Annotated in this window: 23 protein-coding genes and 1 pseudogene; 8 read left to right on the plus strand and 16 right to left on the minus strand. The window is 39.3% G+C overall.

Annotation, left to right across the window (positions count from 1 at the left end; all coding sequences use genetic code 11):
- Nucleotides 1-10: 10 nt before the first annotated feature.
- From JIV24_RS11970 to JIV24_RS11990, 5 genes and pseudogenes are all read right to left on the minus strand, one after another.
- A pseudogene (locus tag JIV24_RS11970) lies at nt 11-853 on the minus strand (N-acetylmuramoyl-L-alanine amidase).
- Nucleotides 850-1,359 (minus strand): holin family protein, encoded by a 510-nt coding sequence (locus JIV24_RS11975; protein WP_200465281.1) that lies wholly within the window; start codon nt 1,357-1,359, stop codon nt 850-852. The pseudogene JIV24_RS11970 and the gene JIV24_RS11975 overlap by 4 nt, the downstream one beginning before the upstream one ends.
- 140 nt (nt 1,360-1,499) lie before the next feature.
- Nucleotides 1,500-2,219, minus strand: coding sequence for a DUF6261 family protein (locus JIV24_RS11980; protein WP_200465282.1), 720 nt, complete (start codon nt 2,217-2,219; stop codon nt 1,500-1,502).
- Between the two features lie 940 nt (nt 2,220-3,159).
- The gene (locus JIV24_RS11985; RefSeq protein ID WP_200465283.1) at nt 3,160-4,059 is read right to left on the minus strand and encodes a toxin-antitoxin system YwqK family antitoxin; all 900 of its coding nucleotides are present in this window, start codon (nt 4,057-4,059) and stop codon (nt 3,160-3,162) included.
- Nucleotides 4,060-4,071: 12 nt separating this feature from the next.
- The gene (locus JIV24_RS11990; protein ID WP_200465284.1) at nt 4,072-4,593 is read right to left on the minus strand and encodes a hypothetical protein; all 522 of its coding nucleotides are present in this window, start codon (nt 4,591-4,593) and stop codon (nt 4,072-4,074) included.
- A gap of 535 nt (nt 4,594-5,128) precedes the next feature.
- Here JIV24_RS11990 and JIV24_RS11995 point away from each other — a divergent pair.
- The 3 genes from JIV24_RS11995 (at nt 5,129) to JIV24_RS12005 (ending at nt 6,362) form a co-directional block, all read left to right on the plus strand.
- The gene (locus tag JIV24_RS11995; protein WP_200465285.1) at nt 5,129-5,308 is read left to right on the plus strand and encodes a hypothetical protein; all 180 of its coding nucleotides are present in this window, start codon (nt 5,129-5,131) and stop codon (nt 5,306-5,308) included.
- A gap of 98 nt (nt 5,309-5,406) precedes the next feature.
- Nucleotides 5,407-5,835 carry a hypothetical protein gene (locus JIV24_RS12000; protein WP_200465286.1) on the plus strand — a complete coding sequence of 143 codons (429 nt, stop codon included), beginning with the start codon at nt 5,407-5,409 and terminating at the stop codon, nt 5,833-5,835.
- A gap of 47 nt (nt 5,836-5,882) precedes the next feature.
- Nucleotides 5,883-6,362, plus strand: a complete 480-nt coding sequence (locus tag JIV24_RS12005) for a hypothetical protein (protein WP_234445810.1) — start codon at nt 5,883-5,885, stop codon at nt 6,360-6,362.
- An 8-nt stretch (nt 6,363-6,370) separates the two neighbouring features.
- On the opposite strand, the gene JIV24_RS12010 is transcribed toward JIV24_RS12005, so the two are convergent.
- Nucleotides 6,371-6,772, minus strand: a complete 402-nt coding sequence (locus JIV24_RS12010) for a hypothetical protein (RefSeq protein ID WP_200465288.1) — start codon at nt 6,770-6,772, stop codon at nt 6,371-6,373.
- A 106-nt stretch (nt 6,773-6,878) separates the two neighbouring features.
- Complete coding sequence (locus JIV24_RS12015) at nt 6,879-7,367, minus strand: hydrolase (RefSeq protein WP_234445811.1); 489 nt, start codon at nt 7,365-7,367, stop codon at nt 6,879-6,881.
- A 126-nt stretch (nt 7,368-7,493) separates the two neighbouring features.
- Here JIV24_RS12015 and JIV24_RS12020 point away from each other — a divergent pair, with 126 nt between their 5' ends.
- On the plus strand, nt 7,494-8,153 hold the full coding sequence (locus JIV24_RS12020; RefSeq protein ID WP_200465289.1) for a hypothetical protein: 660 nt from the start codon (nt 7,494-7,496) through the stop codon (nt 8,151-8,153).
- An 18-nt stretch (nt 8,154-8,171) separates the two neighbouring features.
- On the opposite strand, the gene JIV24_RS12025 is transcribed toward JIV24_RS12020, so the two are convergent.
- From JIV24_RS12025 to JIV24_RS12035, 3 genes are all read right to left on the minus strand, one after another.
- A complete protein-coding gene (locus tag JIV24_RS12025) occupies nt 8,172-8,480 on the minus strand; it encodes a hypothetical protein (protein WP_200465290.1) in 309 nt (102 codons plus the stop codon).
- A gap of 168 nt (nt 8,481-8,648) precedes the next feature.
- Nucleotides 8,649-11,102, minus strand: coding sequence for a bifunctional UDP-N-acetylmuramoyl-tripeptide:D-alanyl-D-alanine ligase/alanine racemase (locus tag JIV24_RS12030; protein ID WP_200465291.1), 2,454 nt, complete (start codon nt 11,100-11,102; stop codon nt 8,649-8,651).
- Between the two features lie 3 nt (nt 11,103-11,105).
- Nucleotides 11,106-11,681 carry a thymidine kinase gene (locus JIV24_RS12035; protein WP_200465292.1) on the minus strand — a complete coding sequence of 192 codons (576 nt, stop codon included), beginning with the start codon at nt 11,679-11,681 and terminating at the stop codon, nt 11,106-11,108.
- Between the two features lie 69 nt (nt 11,682-11,750).
- Between JIV24_RS12035 and JIV24_RS12040 the strand changes: the two genes are divergently transcribed.
- The 4 genes from JIV24_RS12040 to JIV24_RS12055 all read left to right on the plus strand — a co-directional run bounded on the left by JIV24_RS12040 (nt 11,751) and on the right by JIV24_RS12055 (nt 15,101).
- Nucleotides 11,751-12,644 (plus strand): prolipoprotein diacylglyceryl transferase, encoded by an 894-nt coding sequence (locus JIV24_RS12040; protein WP_200465293.1) that lies wholly within the window; start codon nt 11,751-11,753, stop codon nt 12,642-12,644.
- Nucleotides 12,645-12,754: 110 nt separating this feature from the next.
- A complete protein-coding gene (gene rsmI / locus JIV24_RS12045; protein WP_200465294.1) occupies nt 12,755-13,462 on the plus strand; it encodes a 16S rRNA (cytidine(1402)-2'-O)-methyltransferase in 708 nt (235 codons plus the stop codon).
- A 52-nt stretch (nt 13,463-13,514) separates the two neighbouring features.
- Complete coding sequence (locus JIV24_RS12050; protein WP_200465295.1) at nt 13,515-14,399, plus strand: Cbp1 family collagen-binding glycoprotein adhesin; 885 nt, start codon at nt 13,515-13,517, stop codon at nt 14,397-14,399.
- Nucleotides 14,400-14,408: 9 nt separating this feature from the next.
- Complete coding sequence (locus JIV24_RS12055) at nt 14,409-15,101, plus strand: YjjG family noncanonical pyrimidine nucleotidase (RefSeq protein WP_200465296.1); 693 nt, start codon at nt 14,409-14,411, stop codon at nt 15,099-15,101.
- On the opposite strand, the gene JIV24_RS12060 is transcribed toward JIV24_RS12055, so the two are convergent.
- Genes JIV24_RS12060 through cobM form a run of 6 tightly spaced genes read right to left on the minus strand, consistent with a single transcriptional unit; the run spans nt 15,067 to nt 21,294 of the window.
- Nucleotides 15,067-15,831 (minus strand): energy-coupling factor ABC transporter ATP-binding protein, encoded by a 765-nt coding sequence (locus JIV24_RS12060; RefSeq protein ID WP_200465297.1) that lies wholly within the window; start codon nt 15,829-15,831, stop codon nt 15,067-15,069. The two genes, JIV24_RS12055 and JIV24_RS12060, sit on opposite strands and share 35 nt — an antisense overlap.
- 1 nt (nt 15,832) lies before the next feature.
- Nucleotides 15,833-16,585 carry an energy-coupling factor transporter transmembrane component T family protein gene (locus tag JIV24_RS12065; RefSeq protein ID WP_200465298.1) on the minus strand — a complete coding sequence of 251 codons (753 nt, stop codon included), beginning with the start codon at nt 16,583-16,585 and terminating at the stop codon, nt 15,833-15,835.
- On the minus strand, nt 16,575-16,877 hold the full coding sequence (locus tag JIV24_RS12070) for an energy-coupling factor ABC transporter substrate-binding protein (RefSeq protein WP_200465299.1): 303 nt from the start codon (nt 16,875-16,877) through the stop codon (nt 16,575-16,577). Before JIV24_RS12070 ends, JIV24_RS12065 begins: the two co-directional genes overlap by 11 nt.
- Nucleotides 16,864-17,628, minus strand: coding sequence for an energy-coupling factor ABC transporter permease (locus JIV24_RS12075; protein WP_234445812.1), 765 nt, complete (start codon nt 17,626-17,628; stop codon nt 16,864-16,866). The genes JIV24_RS12070 and JIV24_RS12075 overlap by 14 nt, the downstream gene beginning before the upstream one ends.
- A gap of 11 nt (nt 17,629-17,639) precedes the next feature.
- On the minus strand, nt 17,640-19,475 hold the full coding sequence (gene cbiD / locus JIV24_RS12080; RefSeq protein WP_200465300.1) for a cobalt-precorrin-5B (C(1))-methyltransferase CbiD: 1,836 nt from the start codon (nt 19,473-19,475) through the stop codon (nt 17,640-17,642).
- The gene (cobM, locus tag JIV24_RS12085) at nt 19,468-21,294 is read right to left on the minus strand and encodes a precorrin-4 C(11)-methyltransferase (RefSeq protein WP_200465301.1); all 1,827 of its coding nucleotides are present in this window, start codon (nt 21,292-21,294) and stop codon (nt 19,468-19,470) included. The genes cbiD and cobM overlap by 8 nt, the downstream gene beginning before the upstream one ends.
- Nucleotides 21,295-21,303: the final 9 nt, after the last annotated feature.

Consider the following 21,303-nt stretch of genomic DNA (forward strand, 5'->3'; position numbering starts at 1 on the left):
CGTATAAGAATCATCGCTCCACCAACTTCACAAAATTTCTTCGTACCCAGCCTTCCAGCTCCACTTTTACTTTTATCCAATTCCCATGTTGCTGCAGTTGGCTTATGCGGGTACCTTGTCGCAGCGGTTCGCTAATTATTGGCGACTGCAAGTTGGGTTCGCGGCGAATATTCAGCAGGCTGGCAGTAATAATGCCTGGTACCATATCCTCAGTTTCACCTGCGCCCTCTACTTCATCGTCGTTGCGACTGAATAGTAACCTGCTTCGCATGGCTTCTAATGGGAAAGCTGGTCCGGGATCTTTTTTGCGTTGTGGTGCTATATCGTCGTGGCCAACAATTTCTTTAATGGGGTATGCTTCCATTAAAGCGACACATAACGCTTCTACCATAGTAATCTGTTCGCTTGTATAAGCTTCCCAGGCTTGCTCAATATCACCGTGTTTATGTTGGGCAATAACCACATGCTCGTCGGGCACCTTGGTACCAAAACTGGTGTAATAACCATTGGCGCGTCGCTCTAATAAACCGGCGTTAGCTATCTCAATGCCAATGCTGTATTTATTAAGGCCTGTACGATCATTCCACTGACTGCGACCTGCATGCTAGGCAACGGTATCGAATGGCACCAATTGAACTACCTCGCCTTTACGTCCTACCACCAGGTGAGCCGAAGCCTTAGCACGCTTATCTTTCAGCCAATTGACTGAAGAACCATAGGAAGCACCGGCTGTATAATGAATCACAATCGTATCGGGCAAACCATCCTTAAACGGTCCTGAATGATTTTCAGTGGCGTCGAAAGTAAATTGATTAACGTCTGTTACCAATTTATGGTCTTGTATCTGAATCATCCTTCGGCGTTGTTTGAGTTTGCACTAGCTTTATGCGCACCCGAACCGGTCATCAGCTGGGTGAATTTATTTGCAGTTCCGTATTTTTCAGCCGTACGACCAACTCCATATATACCAACCACGCTTGACCAGGCCCACCAAAAGGCTTCGGGCAACTGAACGGTCTTTGTAGGATCGAAAGATGTATCGCAGAAATAGGAAATGGAAGGCACCAGCACATGCACAATAAAAATAAAGAGCAAGCCTACATATACAATGGTAGGACGGGCACGTTTGGTGTATAAATCGCCCTGTGTCATTTCGGCCTTAATTATATCAGCACGTGTCTCAAGCTCTTTCTGGTAGTTTTCTGATGCCAGGCGGTCGGCTTCCAGTAGCTTTTGCTGTAGCTCCAGCTTAAATTCTTGCTTTTCTTGTTTGCTCAACGTGAATTTATCAACGGTATTGCTAAGGCTATCAATAATGTTTGAGGCGCCACCTCCGAGTAATTTAGTTAAGAAGTTCATTTTATAAGATTTTAGATACAAGTATCAAGACTTAAGACACAAGACAAAAAAAACTACTCTGGTTCTCAAAAGTCCTGATTGAATCATTACATTTTCAAATCATTTTAAAAAGACAACTACATCCCTCCTATCCCAAATTATTAGTTTTCGGCGTTGGCTTTATCGCTTAACGAGCGAGATATGCGGGCACTGGCCATGCTCGAATCAATCAGATTATTAAGCTGATTTACCAACGCATTAATCGCATCAGTCGCTTCAACCGCCTGTTGTAATTCCACCATCTTAAGCAAGTTCTTTAATGCTTTTATCAATGGCTTACGTGTTTCAACCAGTGTTTTATCATTGACATCGGGCTGGCTGTGGCGCTGCTGAACCATGGTTTCAAAATGAGTTTGAGATTCAGTCATCTCGTCTAACCATGGTGCCGCATCAATGGTTGTACAAGCCGATTGTAAGGGCTCTTTCTTCAAATCAGTCATCAAATTTTGAAGAGCGGCCGACTCTTCGGGCAATGAATAGCGATACATGTCGCTCCCGTATCGCTCAATTACTGAAAGAATCTGCTCCGAGGCTTTTTGCCAGCTTTCGTCTTTGCGATAGCCACAGGCATCTACATAGTTTTTAAAACCAATAAGACGTAAATCACGTTCCCGGTCAGCATCGTTTATCTTGATAGTATAAGGGTCAACATAATCGCGTTTGAGTGCACTATCGAAATCATTAAATCGATTGGATAATTTATCGACAAAGTTAGTGAGCATGATCAGGTCAATACCAGCTGCTGCAATAATAGCTAAAACTTCCTTAGCGAAAGTAAATAGGGCCTTGTGTGAGAACAAGGAATAGGCAATTTTATGCATATATTAAGTTTTTATTGTTACAATGAATTATTTAATAATAAGAGGGTCTGACGACTGCCAGACGGGATCATTTTTATAAATCAAACTCATACACTTGCGAGAAGGATTTGCAGAACTGTTCAATCGACTCATACACTTGCGAGAGGGATTTACAGAATCGTTTGTGGTACTCATTCACTTGCGAGAGCGACTCACAGAAGCTTAAAACGACCTCGACCACTTGCAGGAGCCATTTTCGGTTGTGTTTGCGGGCCTCGTTCAATGACGAGAGCATTTGTTAGTTATTGAAAAGCTATTTCACCACTTGCATAGCTGCTCTTAAGTTTTTAGAAGTAGCTACAATCAATGATAAAGCTCTTTATACAACCACGCACAAAAGACGCTACCACCGACTTACAATAGCAATAGGTATTAAGCCTGACTTATAAACGAATAACAATACGAAGGAACATGAAATAAGGGATGCAGTATGTCAAAGATCATTTATACCACAAGGCTCACCTAATAAGCCTTGCTGTATCTGTACTGTATCCCAATTAATTTTCTCACATGTTGTCTGACGACTCGCTGTTTCCCGACAGCAAATTCAAAACAACGATACGCAATTTACGGTAGTGCCTATTAAAGTTCAATAGGCAATTTGATATAATATTATGATTTATATCATGATTATAAAGAGATGTAGCGGGACGCTACACCGAACAAAGCTTGTATTATGAAAAAACCTGACAGGTTTGGTTTACTATGATTGATACTGTTTTTAGTTGGCAAGCAGATTTAATTCTATAACAATTGAATGTTGTTATAAGAATAATATGGCGTAGCTGAACAAAGGGAATGGTAAGCAGGCTTGCTGTTTTGTCGAACCAACTAGCTGCTACTGATGTCATCGCTTCGAGCGATGACATCAGTTATATTACGTGATAAAAAACAAAGTCGGTTAAATTGAATTATAAATACCATATTTGGCCATCACTATTTCAGCATCATCATAAGTTTTGACCTCAGCGATTTTACCATGCTGGTAAATGGTAATAATGACTTCGTTGGTGTATTTGAAGTAAATCTCATGGCCATGCCTTACTCCTTCATAGTATTGCGTGAACTTACGTACATCGCCTTGTTCATAATAATAGCTTATTTCATCACCATGCTTTTTACCATTTTTAAACATGGTCGACTTAAGCAACTTGCCTTCTATGAGCTCTTCTTTTTTGCCGTGTTTCACCCCCTGATAATAGTTTGTAGAGACAATATAATCACCATCATTCCAATAATAAGTTTCTTTTCCATGAAGCACACCAGATTGATATTTAGCTTCTGTGTATATCTTGCCTTTTCTATTATACCACTTCCATAATCCATAGTAGTTGCATGCACCATCTAAAAAGCCTTCACTCTGTACAGTTTCGTTTTTTCGATAATACTTGTGATAAGTCAATTGCTGACTAATAGAATCGGGGAAGTGTTGATAGTCGGTACATATTTGTTTTAGCAATTCCGGGTATTGGTAGGCATTATAAAGACGATAACTAATAATATTGCCATCTTTATCCCAATCGGTAAACAAGCCCACTTCTTTTCCTTCGATTTCGGCATAATCCAGCACATTAAACACCTCGTTATTGCTTGCAACAAGATTCCCAGTCATACTTAATGTTCCATCTTTCCTATATTCCATCAAACTAACGTGTTCACCATTACGCTCAATCTTTCGGTAAAACTCGCAATGCGCTTTATCTGTCAGTCGGTTCTTTTTGTCGTAATAAAGTGTATCGCTATGCTGCGCTATAAGGGATTTGAGAATAAATGTAAAAAGTATGAATAAGATGTATTTCATGCCAATGCTTAATTACCAATATGCATCCAGTTTCTCCAGGGCATCATTCTCCTGACTGATGTATAGAGAGAACCATGCTAATTCTGAATCATTTATTTCAAGAATCATTTTGTAATAGCCACTATACCCGGATACATCAATGGCTGTTCCTATATCCTTATTATCTAATATATTTTGACGGCTAATCCCGGTAGTATCAATTGAGTTATCCTTAAAAAAAGTGTGAAAATCATATCCTGAAAACTTTTTGGATGGCTGACCTTCTATCATCCACATGCCAGTAATTGTCTCAGGGCATTCGATACGTATAAAATCTGATGCCGGATTGGGAAAACATACTGCACGCATACCCAATTCATTAATAAAAGATTTGTCATTGGGGTTACCATACTGATACAGGTTCTGACCATAGCCATTCGTTACAACGATGCCTGAAACCAAACGACTACTATCACCTAAGAGGCTTCCTGTCACATCGTCCTTCGAACAAGAGCTTAGATTGATTGCTACTAAGATCAATAAGATATACTTCATATCAAATATGTTCTGGTTGTCTAACAATAGATTCAATGACAAATTATGAATGCTTTTCCTTTTTCACTAAACTAAATAAAATAACTACACCTTCACTGCTAGTACACTTCTATATAGAATTATTCCAGCTTAATAGTATGTTGGTAAAACTTACGTCAACTGATAACACTCTGAGAAAAAGCATTTACTGATAATAATGATACATTTTAATAGATGATACCTCCCTGCAAGCTTATTAATTACTCAATGATGCACTATATATGCACAAGGAAGTTAGAATACAGTTTAAGCTATATTTTTATTACAGTTACCAGGTAAGAAAGCCAACCAGCATAGCACTACAAAACTAAAATCATGAATAACAGAAATATATATCTTTTGTAGGGTCATACCATATTTTTTTTATCTTTGGTTTAGCTCTGGCTAAATAAGGTCACCTTGTTTCTTGATTTTTAGTGAAAGTATAACATGTTAACTCAGGATTGCGTGAGTTAAATAAACATATATCATCATTAACCATTTAAACCACATCATTATGAACAAGTACACAAATCCATTATCTGAAGAAAGTAAAACGAAAGCAGAACAAGCCAATAGGGCGAAGAATGATACGCATGAAGCTGTCATGAAGAATATCAAAAAAGAGGAATATTTCAAAAAAGAATTAACACATAATATAGATCGCCTATTAAATGATAAACAATTTAAAATGTAAGGCACGAAATCTAAATAATAAACGAGCACGGGATAAATAACCCGTGCTTTTTCTAGCAAAAAAAGCAACCTTTTTCACAATACTATGTCTAAGTTGTTATGAAAGTACTCAACTCAATAATTGTCCTAATTATTATTAGCATAGGATTATCATGCGATAGCGACGATGACACAATCAACAAAACATGTGAAGAGAAGATCATCGTTAGTTCCGAAACCTATTTGAATGCACCTGATGATCATTTAAATATTAACGCCGTTAGGATTGAGGGCAACTGTCTGATAATTGATTTTGGTTCGAGCGGCTGTGATGGCAGTACCTGGGAGTTAAAACTGCTTGATGCTGATGTCATTTTAGAATCTTACCCGCCACAACGAAACATCAGACTTTCATTAAAAAACATGGAACTTTGTGATGCGTATTTTAGCAAGGAAATAGCCTACGACATTAGCGAGTTACAAGTGGGAGGCAACAAAGTTATCTTAAACATCAAAGGCTATGATGAAAAAGTGTTATATGAATATTAGCCTGATTTCAAAAAGTTTTTTATTGATCATCCAATAAAACTAACATGATGAAATACTCTATCGCAAGAACAATAATTGGATTGGGCATTATCACCATGTTTTCAAATTTTAGTGGCTGTTCATGTCTATATCACAAACTTGAGAGAAATGATAACTATAGAATTGTATGTACTGAACCTAAAATGAACGATGGCTTAATGGTTTTAGATTTCACAATTTACATCAAACCGAAAGTATTCGATAAGAAAGCCACTTATAGAATTAAACCACTACTCGCAACTGGAGACACAACTATATTCTTTAATACTCACATTTTGACAGGAGAATTGATTGAAAGCTTACACCCCACAGTTTCATGGCAAAATGGTGGTGGTTTCCGTTTTACCGATTCTACTAGGATAGATATCAACAACATTAAAGAGTATGAAATTCTAGCTAAGCACTACCTCACAAGGGGAACGATTGATGAACCAATTGGTAGAATTGATTTGGATTTATATCTGATGCATTCCAATATCAAGAATTAGCTTAGCAGTTAATCCCCTGCAAGATCACCCTCTCCAATATTTGTTTCTCGATAGTTACCTCTCTTATTTAGAGGGTTAATATCACCTTTACAAAAAGTTGGCAACACTTCATCATTAAGTTCAGTAAAGTCATATAGTATTTTAACTTTTCCGGTCATTTTATTAGTCCGTACAACTTTGTAGCATTTTAATTTAGCATGCCAGTCTGTATCAAAGCAGCATGTATAGTACTGCTCACAACTTCCACAGTGACAATTATCCTTCTTGTTTAGTACAAAATATTTGAAAACATATTCGGGATAAAAATAATTGTAGATAGCTATGATTGGTTTTAGAAGAATAGCTAAGATTTTGATCACAATGCGGTCACCAACGAAACTATTCTTATTGCGATATTTTTTCTCTGACATCGAATCTAGAAAAACAAACTATTCTTTAATCCCATCCAATCCTAATTCAACGGCTACATTCTGCATCCCCTTTATAGTTTCTTCAATTAACTCTTCTATGGGCATATTAAGCATTTCTGCTTTTGGTTATAATACCTCTATCCACTTTTGCTGCAAAACGCTTGTCTTTCCAACGTTTCTTAACCGATTTAACACTAAGGTTATGGATACTTTTATCGGGGCGAACCAGAACAGCCGTTGTAACCAAGCCTGTTAGTTCATCGCAGGCATATAACACTTTTTCCATCGTTTCAACAGGCTCAACCGTGGTACATATCTCCCAACCATGACTCATAACTGCTCGAATGTATTCCGCCGGCCAGTTCGCTTCTTTCAATATCGCTTCTGTCTTATCACAGTGTTCGTCCGGATACATTTCATAATCTAAGTCATGAACCAGACCAATAATTCCCCATTTTTCTTCGTCTTCTTCAAACCTTACAGCAAAATGTCGCATTACACTTTCTACCGCCAGGCCATGACGATAAAGACTATCTGTTTTGTTATATTCTTTGAACAGGCGAAGAGCCTCGTCTCTGTTAGGAACATTTTTCATGTGATTTGGAATTTGATTAGCACATGAATGTAGTAAAAAAAGTTTGATCAGAAATCACCATAATTGCCCTATTTGACATGGGCATCTCATCAAAAACATTTAAACTTGCATTTAAAACAATAATCAATGACAATGCTCCAGTGGAGAAGAGTTGGACTTAACACCTACTCTTTTAAAAATCCATACAATTTCAGAAGTGACATTCACGCTTTAACCGAGGAAGAAATTACCTGGGCCGTTGATTACCATGTAGACACCAGACATAAACACCATCATTTTAAACGTGTAGCACACTGGCCTGTGCATGTGCTCGATAATAAAAACTGGCCTTATCATATTGCTGTAAAAATGCTGGAGAGCATCACACACACCTTTGATGCCAGTAACATTAATTATGCAGCTACTTTAGAATGCCTAAAGGCCATTGATAATAAAAAAAGAAACAAGAACGATAACGAGATATACGACGATGAAACGTGTAATACCATGGCTCAACGTTTGGTACCGGTTTTAAGCTGTTGCGCCTACAAGGAGGAAACCATCAATTTCAAAAAACTAGATTATGACAGTGGTCTGGACCTGGGCAAGAAAGTGGCTTATCCTTTAAAGTATTTACGTGAATACACCCTAAAACATTATCGAATAGATTTGGCCTGCATTGTTACAACTCCTGATGGTTACCCCGTGCGCTTTTATAGCCAGTTTAGCAAAGAACAATTAAATGCCATGCGCCAAAAGGTATTTACTCACGACTGGGTGAATGAGCCGATTGTGGTAAAGTGGTAAAATCGCCCTACTTTAGGACTACAAGTAAACCCCTTCGCCTGACACTTTTTCGTAGATAGGTGTATCTTTCAACTGCTTATGCCAGTCTTCTTTGGCATAGATGTATAATGAGATGGACTGAGCAGATTGTAATTCCACCTGGTATCGTGCATCCAGATATTGTTGTTCTAAACGAAAATCGACTTTTTCATTTGTGAGTACATAAATCTGAATATCCTCATGCATACTTACACCTTGTGGGAATAACAACACCACCTCTGCGTAAGGATCCAATCCTTGCACATACTCCTTCACTAATTCAGATATGTCGCCCTTTTGTTTGTTCATGCCGCAAAAATAAGATTTAACTGCATTGTTAAGACAAATATCGTGCAGAAAACACGTGGCTTTATTGGTATTAAATTAAAAAGAAAGGCCTAGAGTCTATCAGACAGCATCATACACACCAATACATTTTCAAAAAAACTGTTGCTAAAACCCATATTAACACTAAAACTACTCCATAACATAGACACGCTTCACCCGACGGCTAATGCTGGTTAAAATTTCGTAAGGAATAGTGTCCAATTGCTCTGCCATATGTGTAATTGTCTGTTGTATGCCGAAGACCTCCACCTCATCGCCTGCTTTCACTTCGATACCTGTTACATCGGCCATGCACATATCCATGCAAACATTACCTACAATAGTTGCCGCATGTCCGTTAATGATGACCTGCCCAACTCCATTACTCAGGCGTCGGTTAAAACCATCGGCATAACCAATTGGAATAATGGCAATTTGCATTGCTCCTCTGGCTTTCCCATTTCGGCTATAACCTACTGTTTCACCAGCCTTCACTGTTTTTAGTTGCGACACATATGACTTAAGCGTGGTTACTTGTTGTAAGGAATTAGTTTCCACTGCCGATACTCCATACATACCAATACCCAATCGCACCATATCCAGTTGTGCATTAGGAAATCTTTCAATGCCTGCCGAGTTAAGTATATGACGAATAAATCCGTGCCCCAGACCTGCTTCGAGCTTATTACATATCTCATCAAATTTCGTAATCTGTTGAGCTGTAAAACCATCATGCAAGGCGTCGTCGCTACCTGCAAGGTGAGAAAATACGCTATTAAGCTCTAATGCTGAATTCGATTGCAATTGTTGAATTAACTCATCCAGTTCGTTAACTAAGAAGCCCAAGCGATTCATACCTGTATCTACTTTAATATGAACGGATACCTTACTAAGCCCCTGTCTTTTCACAGCCGTTAAAAAAGCCTCCAATACTTCAAAACTGTATATCTCAGGCTCCAGCTCATATTCCAGCATCATAGGAAAACTGCTCAGTTCAGGGTTCATTACAATTATAGGCAGGGTAATTCCCGCTTTACGCAATTCAATACCTTCATCGGCAAAGGCCACACCCAGATAGTCGACTTTTTGGTGCGCCAGGAGGTTAGCGATTTCAAATGAACCTGTGCCATACGAGAAAGCTTTGACCATGGCTAGTAATTTGGTTTCTTTTTGAAGCTTAGCACGGAAATACTTCACATTTTCAGCCAGAGCATTAAGGTTAATTTCCAGCACCGTTTTATGTCGTCGCTGTTCTAATAAGTCAGACACACGTTCGAAAGCAAATTGACGAGCCCCCTTTATAAGTATGGCTTCATTAGAAAATGTATTGATATCTATTTGTTGTAATAAGTCATCCGTTGTTCGAAAAGCATTTGCTCCACCCATGGCTTCATACAAATGCGCACCAACACCAATTAGTTTGTTGATGCCCTTATCTCGACAAAGCTGTTGAATACGCAGGTATAATCCATCAGCATTCAAACCACTTTGCTGAATATCGGACAGAATCAATGTCTTCGACAAACCGTTTTTCGCACCCATTTGATTCAGGTAATCCAAGGCTAATTCCAGGGAAGTCAGGTCAGCATTGTAACCATCATCAACCAATAAACAGTTATTAATACCCTCTTTTTGCTCCAAACGCATTGCCATACCAGATAGCTTTGGCATTTCAATCTGAAGCTGATCAATGCTAATACCCAAGTTCAATGAACAAAGCATTACCATTAGTGCATTTTCAATGGAGATAGCATCTTGAAATGGCACACTGACCTTAAATGGTTTCGACTGCCAAATTAGCTCTAATGTTGCAGATGACTTCGTATTGATGATTTTCTGCAAGCATAAGTTATTACTTGAGACTTCTCCGTAGCTCAAACATTTCTTAGTATGAAACTTTTCAGTGACGGCTTTCGAAATACGTTCATCATCACCATTATAAAAAATTGTATGTGCCGACTTAAACAGCTTCAGTTTCTCTTGTAACTTTTCGTCTATGCTATCAAAGTTCTCCTGATGCGCTTGCCCTATATTGGTTATAATACCATAATCTGCTTGTATACAATTGCCAAGGGCTTCCATTTCAGAAGGCATGGAAATACCAGCTTCAATAAGTGCATAATCAATGTCTTCAGACAGCATCCAAATTGATAATGGCACACCAATCTGACTATTAAAGCTACGTGGCGAACGCCCCAACTTATAACTAGATTCAAGAATTCCCGCTAACCACTCCTTCACAATGGTTTTACCATTACTCCCTGTAATTCCAATAAACGGAACCGAGAAATTTGAACGAATCTTTGTTGCTATTTGCTGAAGGCAAGTTACCGAATCCTTACACTCAATAAAACCTGCACACGGATATTGTTCGTAATTAATATGCGCGCTGGCTTCTACTATAAACGCCCGTATTCCTTTGTCGTATAATTCAGATATATAAGCATGTCCATCATTATTTGAGCTCTTAACAGCAATAAATAAAGTCTTTTGGGCCACAAAGGTTTTTCGACTGTCAAAGATTATTTTCTCAACACTTATCCCGGCTTCACCTACTAGATTGGCACCACCCCATTCTGCTATTTGACCCAATGAATACGACATACCTTATGAGTTAGCTTTATAAAAACAACAACGACACAGCGGTTCATATTCTCCTTTTTCGCCCAATACCACCAATTTTTCTTCGTCAGAAAGGCGATGAGAAAACTGAGCTAAATCGCCGCAACGCATACAAATGGCATGCACCTTGGTCACATATTCGGCCGTTGCCAATAAAGACGGAATAGGTCCAAAAGGCTTGCCCTTAAAATCCATATCAAGTCCGGCAACAATCACTCGTATACCTTGATTAGCCAATTGATGACACACATTGGCAAGACCATTATCAAAGAATTGTGCCTCGTCGATACCCACCACATTTACATTGCCACTCAACAACATAATATTACCCGATGATTCAACAGGTGTCGATCGAATGGCATTATCATCGTGCGATACCACTTCTGTTTCGCTGTACCTGACATCTACCATGGGTTTAAATATTTCTACTCTTTGCTGTGCTATTTTCGCACGTTTTAATCGTCGAAGAAGCTCCTCGGTTTTACCCGAAAACATGGAGCCCACAATCACTTCAATCCATCCTTTTTGTGATTCTCTATTGGCCTTATTTTCAAGAAACATGTAGTGTATCCAGTTTTTTAAATTGCAATCGTTACATTTGTAAAGTCTATTAAAAGCCACCTTATTACTATGGAAAAAGAAGCACTCATAGATATTATCCTTAATGATATTAAAGAAGTTCACACCTTGGTCAACACCTTTAAAGGAAAGGATGAGCTCAACACAGCTTTTATCAACTTAACCCGCACTAAAATAGCAAACATTAATGAGGAGTTAACATTGTTGGAGCAACTTAATGATGAAAAATTACCAACAACGGCTAACGAGTCAAGCTTAACTTCTCAGGCTATTGACGATACAAATTCGACAGACAACAGTGTGATAGCTGAATCGTCAAAGCGCTTTGTACAAGGTGAATCTAACTTTGAATCACATCAAGCGTCTGAGACTAATAGAGTTGAAGCTGCAATTGATATTAAACCGGTGAAAGAAGAGGTCGTTATTGAAGAAACACCTGTTCCTGAGCAAACTGCGGTTCAAGAAAAAGAGGAAGATAATACGCCTGCTGCTATAGAAGAAGTTCCTGCCAGAGAAGAAGTGTTAACATCAATAGCCGAAAAGCAAGTTGTGGTCGAAGCACCTGAATCTACAGAAAATAGCACTACAACCAAGCCTGCAGGTCCATCTGCAACAAAATCATCAGTGTTGGGTGAAGTGATTAACAAGGAGGCTTCATCGGTTAATGACAAGCTGTCGAATAATAAAACAAATGTGGATGATATTAAGCAGATAGGCAAACCGGTGAATGATGTCAGGAAGGCTTTTGGCTTAAATGACCGCTTTTATTTTCAGCGCGAGTTATTTAATAACAATGCCGACTTGTTTAACCAAACATTGGAGCAAATTAATAGCATGGATTCATTTGATTCTGCTCTTAGTTTCCTGCAATCAAATTACAACTGGGCCAGTGATAATGAAGCGAGCGAATCATTTATTAAAAGTATAAAAAGACGGTTTATTTAAATAGCTGCTTGATATGATTAATTGCTGATTTGATAGTTCAGTAAATCAATTTCATATCGCTCGGCAATTCAACACTATACATCACTGCAAATTGACAAACCAAGGTATCAATGAGTAAATTATATGTAGTGCCTACTCCCATAGGCAATCTGGAAGATATTACACTTCGCGCCATTCGAATTTTAAAAGAGGTGGATTTTATTTTAGCTGAAGATACTCGCACAACGGGCTTTTTATTAAAACACCTTGAAGTGAGTACACGAATGGTATCTCACCACAAGTTCAATGAGCACTCATCGGTTGATAAGGTATCTAACCGCTTGAAAGCCGGCGAAACAGCTGCATTGGTTTCTGATGCGGGTACTCCTGCCATATCTGATCCTGGTTATTTATTGGTCAAAAAATGTATTGAAGTTGGTATTGAGGTCGAATGTTTACCTGGCCCCACGGCCTTTGTTCCGGCTCTGGTTAATTCAGGATTACCCAATGACCGTTTTTGCTTCGAAGGCTTTTTACCACAAAAAAAAGGTAGAAAAACACGTTTAGAATGGTTGGCCAATGAAAGCCGGACCATGGTGTTTTACGAATCACCTTTTCGTTTGGTTAAAACACTAGGCCAGTTTATTGAGCACTTTGGTGCTGAACGAAAAGCTTCGGTATCACGTGAAATCAGTAAGCTACACGAAGAGAATAAACAAGGAACACTTGATGAATTAATGCAATATTTCTCATCAAAAACCGTTAAAGGAGAGATAGTTATTGTTGTAGAAGGGAAAGCTGAAGAGAAGAAGAAAAAAGAGAGGAAAAGAGAAGAGTGAGGATAGAAAGTTTCCCAACACAAGCATACAAGAGAAAATAAAAACAAAACACATGAGATACGCACTAACCATTGCCCTAATTGCCATCCTGTTTGCCTGTAAGCAAACTCCCCAACAAACTGAAGTTACAAGCTCGGATAATACCCAGGAGCTTGATTCGTTAAAGATGCTTTCAATGGATAAGGATCGACAAATGAATAGCCTGGTAGCTGCCTTATTAGAGATTGACGGTAATCTGCAAAAAATTAAAGAAAAGGAGCACCTCATCACTTTGAATGTGGCGAATAACGAAAATGGCGGTGAAGCTCTTGAGGATCGCATTAATCGTGACATCCAGGTTATCTATGAATTAATGCTTCAAAATAAAGAGCAAATATCGCAACTGGAAAAGCAATTACAGCAATCGGGTTCTAATAATACAAACCTGAGCAAATTGGTTAAACGACTCAATTCGCAACTAAAAGATAAAACAGTAGAAATTATACAGCTGCAAAAGAAACTGGAAAGCCAGAGTTTGCAAATTACAGACCTAAACTTTACCATTGAAGGGCTGCAATTGGTTGTTGACTCGCTTGAAGGTGTAAAGCATGCCACCCAACAAGAATTGGATGATACCATTGAAAAGCTTTATCGTGCCTGGTACGTATTTGGCACAAAAAAGGAGCTTAAAAATGAAGGTATTATTTCGAGTGAGGGTTTCTTAAGTAAAAAGAAGCTATTGTCTGAAGGCTATTCGCAAGACTATTTTACAACCATCGACTATCGTGAATTGGATTCACTATATGTATATATGCCCAAAGCAAAAATACTTTCTAACCATCCTAAATCAACCTATTCATTAGAACAAGGAACAGATGGTGCCATGATTCTTAAAATTTCTAACAAAGAGGATTTTTGGAGCATGAGCCGACATTTGGTAATCCAGGTGGGGAAATAACAAGACACAATGAAGAAATACAAACATCTCTTTTTTGATTTAGACCATACTTTGTGGGATTTTGAGGCCAATTCAGAAGCAACCTTAAGGGAGATGTTTGAATCCTATAATCTATCACGCTTTTTCGCTGACTACGAAGATTTTCATGCCAAATACGAACCGCATAACCTGCATTTATGGGCGCAATACCGTAAAAACCGAGTGACCAAAAAGGTGCTAAATGTACAGCGATTTTACCTTCCTTTTGCCGAAGTTGGCTTTGATGATTTTAGCATTGCTCAAAAATTTGCAAAAGACTACCTCGATATTAGTGGAACTAAAACCATTTTATTTCCAAATACCATTGAAGTATTAAGACAGTTGCAAGAGCGCTACCAATTACACATCATAACCAATGGCTTTAAAGAAGTGCAAAACCAAAAACTACAGAATAGTGGTTTACGACCATTTTTTACCAACATCTACATATCTGAACTAATTGGCGTACAAAAACCTCATGCCTACTTTTTTGATTATGCCATCAAAAGCAGTCATGCCAGCAGAAAGGAAAGTCTGGTTATTGGTGATAGCCTCGAAGCTGATATCAAAGGGGCAAAAAAGGCCGGCATCGATCAGGTGTTCTTCAATTCAAAAAAACAATCTCATGATGAAGACATCACCTTTGTAATTAATGAGTTGAGAGAACTTCTGGAGTTTCTTTAGACACCAAAGGAGCTATATCCAACTTATCTACTAATTGAGCATTATTGAACAAGTTCTCTGTAGGCAAATCCGCTTCTAATGCGCCATCTTTCATGACCCATGCTCGTTGCGCCCATTGATTGGCAAATTCAGAATCATGGGTACTAACAATGAGTGTCTTGCCCATCTTAGTCAGTTGATTGAGCAAAGTTAGCAAGCGCTTCGATTGTCGATAATCCAACCAGGCAAATGGCTCATCCAGCAAAATAACTTCTGGCTCCATAGCTAAAACTCCAGCCAGTGCCACTTGCTTTTTCTGACCATAACTCAAGGTATGAATCAGCTTATCCTTTAAATGTAAAATACCGGTCAACTCCAGATATTGATGGGTTCGATACTCTACTTCTTCGTCACTTAATCGCATATTGCGCAGTCCGAAAGCCACATCTTCAAACACCTGATTGGATACCACTTGCACCTCAGGATCCTGAAAAACAAAACCAATGGTTTTACATAGCTCCTGGCGAAGTCTTCGACAATAACGAAAGCTTTTCCCCTTAAGAAAGTAATGGCCTTCATTTGGCATTATAATACCTGTCAAAACCAAAAACAAACTGGACTTACCCGAACCATTGGCTCCCATCAAAGCTATCCGTTCACCTTTATTTACTGAAAGTGAGACATCCTGCAATGCCTTATTGCCCGATGAATAACTATAACTGATATGACGAAGTTGTAAGACCTGATCCATATTATAAAAATGATAAGCTAATAAAGAACAAACTAAAGACCACAACAGATGCAAATCCTAAAACAGAACTACGGTGCCATTCTTCTGGCAGATATAAAGTACCATTATAGGCCCTCACTCCCATGGCCTGGTTGTTTTGTATTGAAAAACGAAGGCTTCTGACAAAGACAGCTGATAGCATTAATGAAAATGAGTTTACCGATGTTGACAAATTTTGATAACCCATGCGCTGCCTTTGGGCCATCATCACTTCACTTGCTGTTTTTTGAACCCCGTGCAAATATCGATATGACAATACTATCATCTCAATTAACACAGGTGGCAAGTGTAATCGTTTAGCAACTGTTATGGATTCATGATATGAGAAATTCCGAACGGCAAACTGAAGAATACAAAGCCCGTTAACCGCTTTTAGCATAAGCAACATTGACTTTTGCAAACTGCCAGGCGTAATGTTCCACCACAGTCCGAAAGTATTGAATTGAAAGGTAGCATTTGGCAATTTACTCCCCATTTCAAACAGCACACCAACACTTGCAATTACTATAAATGGTAAAGCTAAAAGCATCACTTTAAAACTGGCACTTTGCTTTCCTTTTTTGAAAAACAAAATAACAAGTCCACAGACCAGTAAGACAGACTGCATCATTAATAGATTGGGACCAACAGCCAGACACAACCATATCATTAACATCAAGAGTTTCTCGCTGGTGCCTGACATAAATGGCGTTGACAATAGCTCTCTATTTTGCATTGATGCCGGCTTTTTTTCCTTTTATAAAACCAATAAAATAAAACAACACACCAGCTCCTATCGCCGACTGCAATGAGAAAAGTAAACTTTCAGTTTCACCACCTGGTGGCGCCCAAATGTTATCTATCCATGGTACATAACCATTACCTTCCGCATCAATCAATTCAGCTGCCATACCATCAGCCCCTCCAAACTCAGAGTCTCCGCCTACATAAAGAGCGATTATTGGAATAAGCAGGCATATAATCAATAAGATATAATTCTGCAGTTTAAACTGTTTATTTTGTGCCATGTGCTACCCCCCTTGTTTTTATTTGACTAAATGCTTTAAATGAAAACAACTCTGATTCCTTCACGAAATCATTTCCGATCAACAGATTGACAACCATCACTGTTAATAATCCTTCGACAATGGCAACAGGAACCTGTGTAAGTCCAAAAATGCCAATAAACTTAATAAAGGCTCCACCTATTCCACTCGACGCATCAGGGTGGGCTAATGCCAGTTGCAAGGATGTAAACACATAAGTAGCGAGATTGCCAATAACAGCAGCGCTAAACAAAGAAATACGAAACTTTATACCTGATTTCTTTAGGACCTTAAACACAATATAGCTTACCACAGGTCCAATAAAAGCCATTGCAAAAGCATTCGCTCCAAGTGTAGTGATGCCACCGTGTGCCAGCAGAAACACCTGAAATAAGAGAACAATTGTGCCCACAATACCCATGGAAGATGGCCCTACTAATGCCGTTCCGAATGCCATGCCTGTTGCATGAGAACTACTGCCCGTTACCGATGGCATTTTTAATGATGATAATACAAATGCAAAAGCCACGACCATGGCCAGCACCATGCGCTTTTCGGGCGATTGAGCAATCAACTGCTTGATGCTTTTTGTACCAACAATAATAAATGGAATAAAAACGAGTGACCACACAACAGACCACTCCAGAGGCAGATAGCCTTCCATAATGTGCATGCTAAATGCCGGGAAAGGCACAAACAAGAGTGCGAAAAGGTAAAGGTTTTTTTTAGTCATGATTTATCTCTCTATTGCAGGATTTCTCCCTTGTTGTTTATTAGCAGCATTTCCAATTTAAAGTCTTTGACAACAGAACGAGCCACTTCTTCACACTTCTTTTTTAGTATCTGAAAAAATGGTTCATCTGCATTAAAAGGAAATATATTTTCCAATTCTCTGGCCATACTGATTTTTTTAATCTGCTTAAGTTGCTCCAAATCAGCATTCGCTTGTTGAGCAAGGTCGGTAATAAAATCTTTATCCATCACCACTTTGCGACTATGTGTATCCAGATGTCCGGCAGCCAGCTTAACCGCCTTTCCTGTCATAATACCAAGGCTCACTTTATCAATACCTATTTTACTGGCAGCCTTTAATGCCTCACCGATGTAATTGCCATATTGTACAAAACAATAGCCAGGCAGATGATTAAAATATTGTTTGAGGTACGCTTCACTCCTGCCGCCTGAATTAAACACCACATGCCTTGCCTCGTTTTCCTCAACAACCCATAGCTGGCGCTTTATAGTAGCAACATAAGCTTCTGATGAAAAAGGTTTGATCCTCCCTGTACTGCCAATAATAGATAGTCCACCTTCAACACCTAAACGAGGATTGAAGGTCTTTTGAGCTAAACGTTTCCCTTGCGGTATAAATACTTCTACGTCTAATCCAACACTATCTTCTTCATCTTGAAGTAAGCCTTGCAATTCACCTTCAATCATGGCACGAGGTACTTTGTTGATAGCAGGTTCACCAATGGGGAGCCCCAAGCCTGGTAATTGTACGATACCAACGCCTTCACCTTTGACAAAGCATATATCGCCGGTATTATTTTTATAAATGCGACAGCCAATCACCTGACCATCTGTTAAATCCGGATCGTCGCCACTGTTTTTTATCACTGTTGCAAATGCCGAATTATTATCTCGCCCTTTTGAATGAATAGGCATTTTTACCAACTCACCATCGGGCAAATGAATAGCTACATTTGAATGACACTTTCCCGATATGAGCAAAGAAGCAGCGGCTTTAGCACAGATAGTTGCACAAGTACCGCTGGTATAACCGTGCACTAATTCTTTCACTGGTAACACAAAGTGTTCTGACAGGTAACGCCGTAAATCGGCCCTGCATTTTAACACTGCAGCAAACTCAGGCAAAGCGGGCTTATCCAACACAAGCAGAGGCAATTGATAGCGCTGAGCCAATGCAAGCTTCTGATCGAACAAGCCATTGTATCCACTGTCTTTTGTTAGTATAGCATCAATCTTCTCTACCTCAATAAGCGTCATCACATCATTGAGCTTATCAAACTTATTTGAGGCAAGAATATGTGATTCTTCAACACCGCTGGACAGTGCTTCATCCCTTGATAATGGCCGATCTAGTATGCGATACCAAAGCTGCTTCTCCGGCAGATTTTTATGCAGATTACCAACACTCTTAACTCCCATTAAGGAAACTATCTTTTGATACGATGCAAGCTGACAATGCTGCATCATCTCATCTAAAGAAGTAAAATAGAAAACGTTCTTTGAGTCTACTCTTGGCCCAAAAGCTCTTTCAACTCTTATATGATGGATAGCTAACTGCTGACAAGCCTTATTTATATTCCAATGTAAGTCTCTGGCATAAGGGTGCGCGGCATCTATAATGACTTGTATATGATTATCGGTACAAAACTGAACCATTGCTTCGACCGATAAATTACCTTCCAGCTTTACACAGTTCTTATGCACCTGAAAGGATGTAGTTGTTTTACTGGAATAATAATAGCAAAATCCCATATCATTCAACCAGTTGGCACAAGCTTTTCCTTCGGTGGTGCCACCAAACAACAATATGTACGGTTGCTTACTCATCCTTGCCTTGCCTAAATAGATGCGTGAATTGCCTATCGTAAAGCTTCGAACGATTTTCGCGATTATCAATGGCATCGCCCACCACAATCATCACTGTCAGTTTTAAATTGTTGGCTTTTACAATATTGGCCAAATCTTTTAGCTGTCCGCGCCAGATTTTTTCTTCTTTCCAGGTTAGTTTATAGCAAATGGCCACTGGTGTTTCGGGTGGATAGCCTTCAAGCAATTGCTGTTGCATATCATCAATAAGGCTTACGCTCAAAAACAAACAGATGGTACTTTGAAACTTGGCCAGTTCAGATAATTTTTCGCGTTCTGGCATTGGCGTACGCCCTTCTCCACGCGTTAATATAATGGTTTGTATACGCTCCGGAATTGTGAATTGCGATTGCAAACGCGCGGCAGCTGCCTGAAACGACGAGATACCAGGAATGATTTCATAGGGCATCTGATGCTTGTCAAAAAAGTTCATTTGCTCCTGAATGGCTCCATAAATACAAGGATCGCCTGTGTGCAAACGCACCACCATGCCGCCTTTGTCGTAGGCCTCCTTCATGGTAGAAAACTGCTCTTCTAAATCCATTTGAGCCGAGTTACGCACTACACAGCCTTCTTTGGCATAATGGGTTAACTGTTCGGGCACCAAACTGCCGGCATATAATATTAAATCAGCAGTCTGCAATAATTGCTTGCCTTTAACCGACACCAACTCAGGATCACCAGGCCCGGCACCAACAATATAAATGGCACCTTTTCGCTCCTGCGCTACATCCATGGCTAATGCAAGGGTATAGTGCCTACCATAGACATCACACGCTTTGGTTTTATTAACGAGTAAGCCAGAATTTCCTGAGCCTAACAAGGCCGAAGCCTCTGAAACATTACTGGCGCCAGTAGCTGCCAATGCTGCCTGAGAGGTTTCCAAATTATCCGATACCCGGTTTAGATCATCGGCTACATGCCAACTAAATGCAATACCTTTACTTGTTGCAAATTGCACAAATGCCTGCTCCTCCTTTTTTATATCAATCGAATGAAGGGATTTTAAAGAATGGTGACTCAGATTATTATTAAGCAAAAACGTCTCTACTCCCTGCGAATAGTCAGCCCCATCAATAGCTTTCTGCGAACCCGTACCTAACACCAGGCAAGCAGGGCGATAAAACAAAGTGGGATTACTAAATTCATGTAAATATGGTGTAACAGCTACGATGATTTCAAAAACTTCTGGCTTAAAATCATCTGTCGAATAGAATACCGAAACATGCTCGGGTAAAGATTGCTCCAGAAATTGTGTTCCGACATCTTTCGTTTCTAATAATAAAGCTGTTTTAGCGCCATTAACAAACCTGGCAATGAAAGTATTCTCATCAATATGCTTGTATTCGGCATGCCAGCTATAGACAATCCCTAGAGTATCTAAAGACCACAGTTCCAATGAGTCACTCGCTGTTGTAACAACCACATGTCCACCAGTAATTCGCGCAATACGCTGACACAAATCATTGGCGCCACCTTTATGTCCTGATACCACTGATTGCACAAAGCGACCATAAATATCGAGATTAATCACCGCCGGATCGCTTTGCTTGCTTTGAATGAAAGGGGCAACTGAACGAACAGTAATACCCAAAGCTCCAATAAATATCAGGCTATCAAGCTGATTGAAGTTTTCACTTAAAAGCTTATGAATAGAAGATATCTTTTGGGTTCCCTCGTAACCTGAGCTTGAACAAATTGTAGCATCAAGTTCTTGCCTTAGCAATTGAGCTAGCGGAAGTGCATGGATATTATTGATGATGATGATTGACTTGTTCATAATTAATGG

The organism is Carboxylicivirga marina (assembly GCF_016612505.1).
Taxonomy (GTDB): domain Bacteria; phylum Bacteroidota; class Bacteroidia; order Bacteroidales; family Marinilabiliaceae; genus Carboxylicivirga; species Carboxylicivirga marina.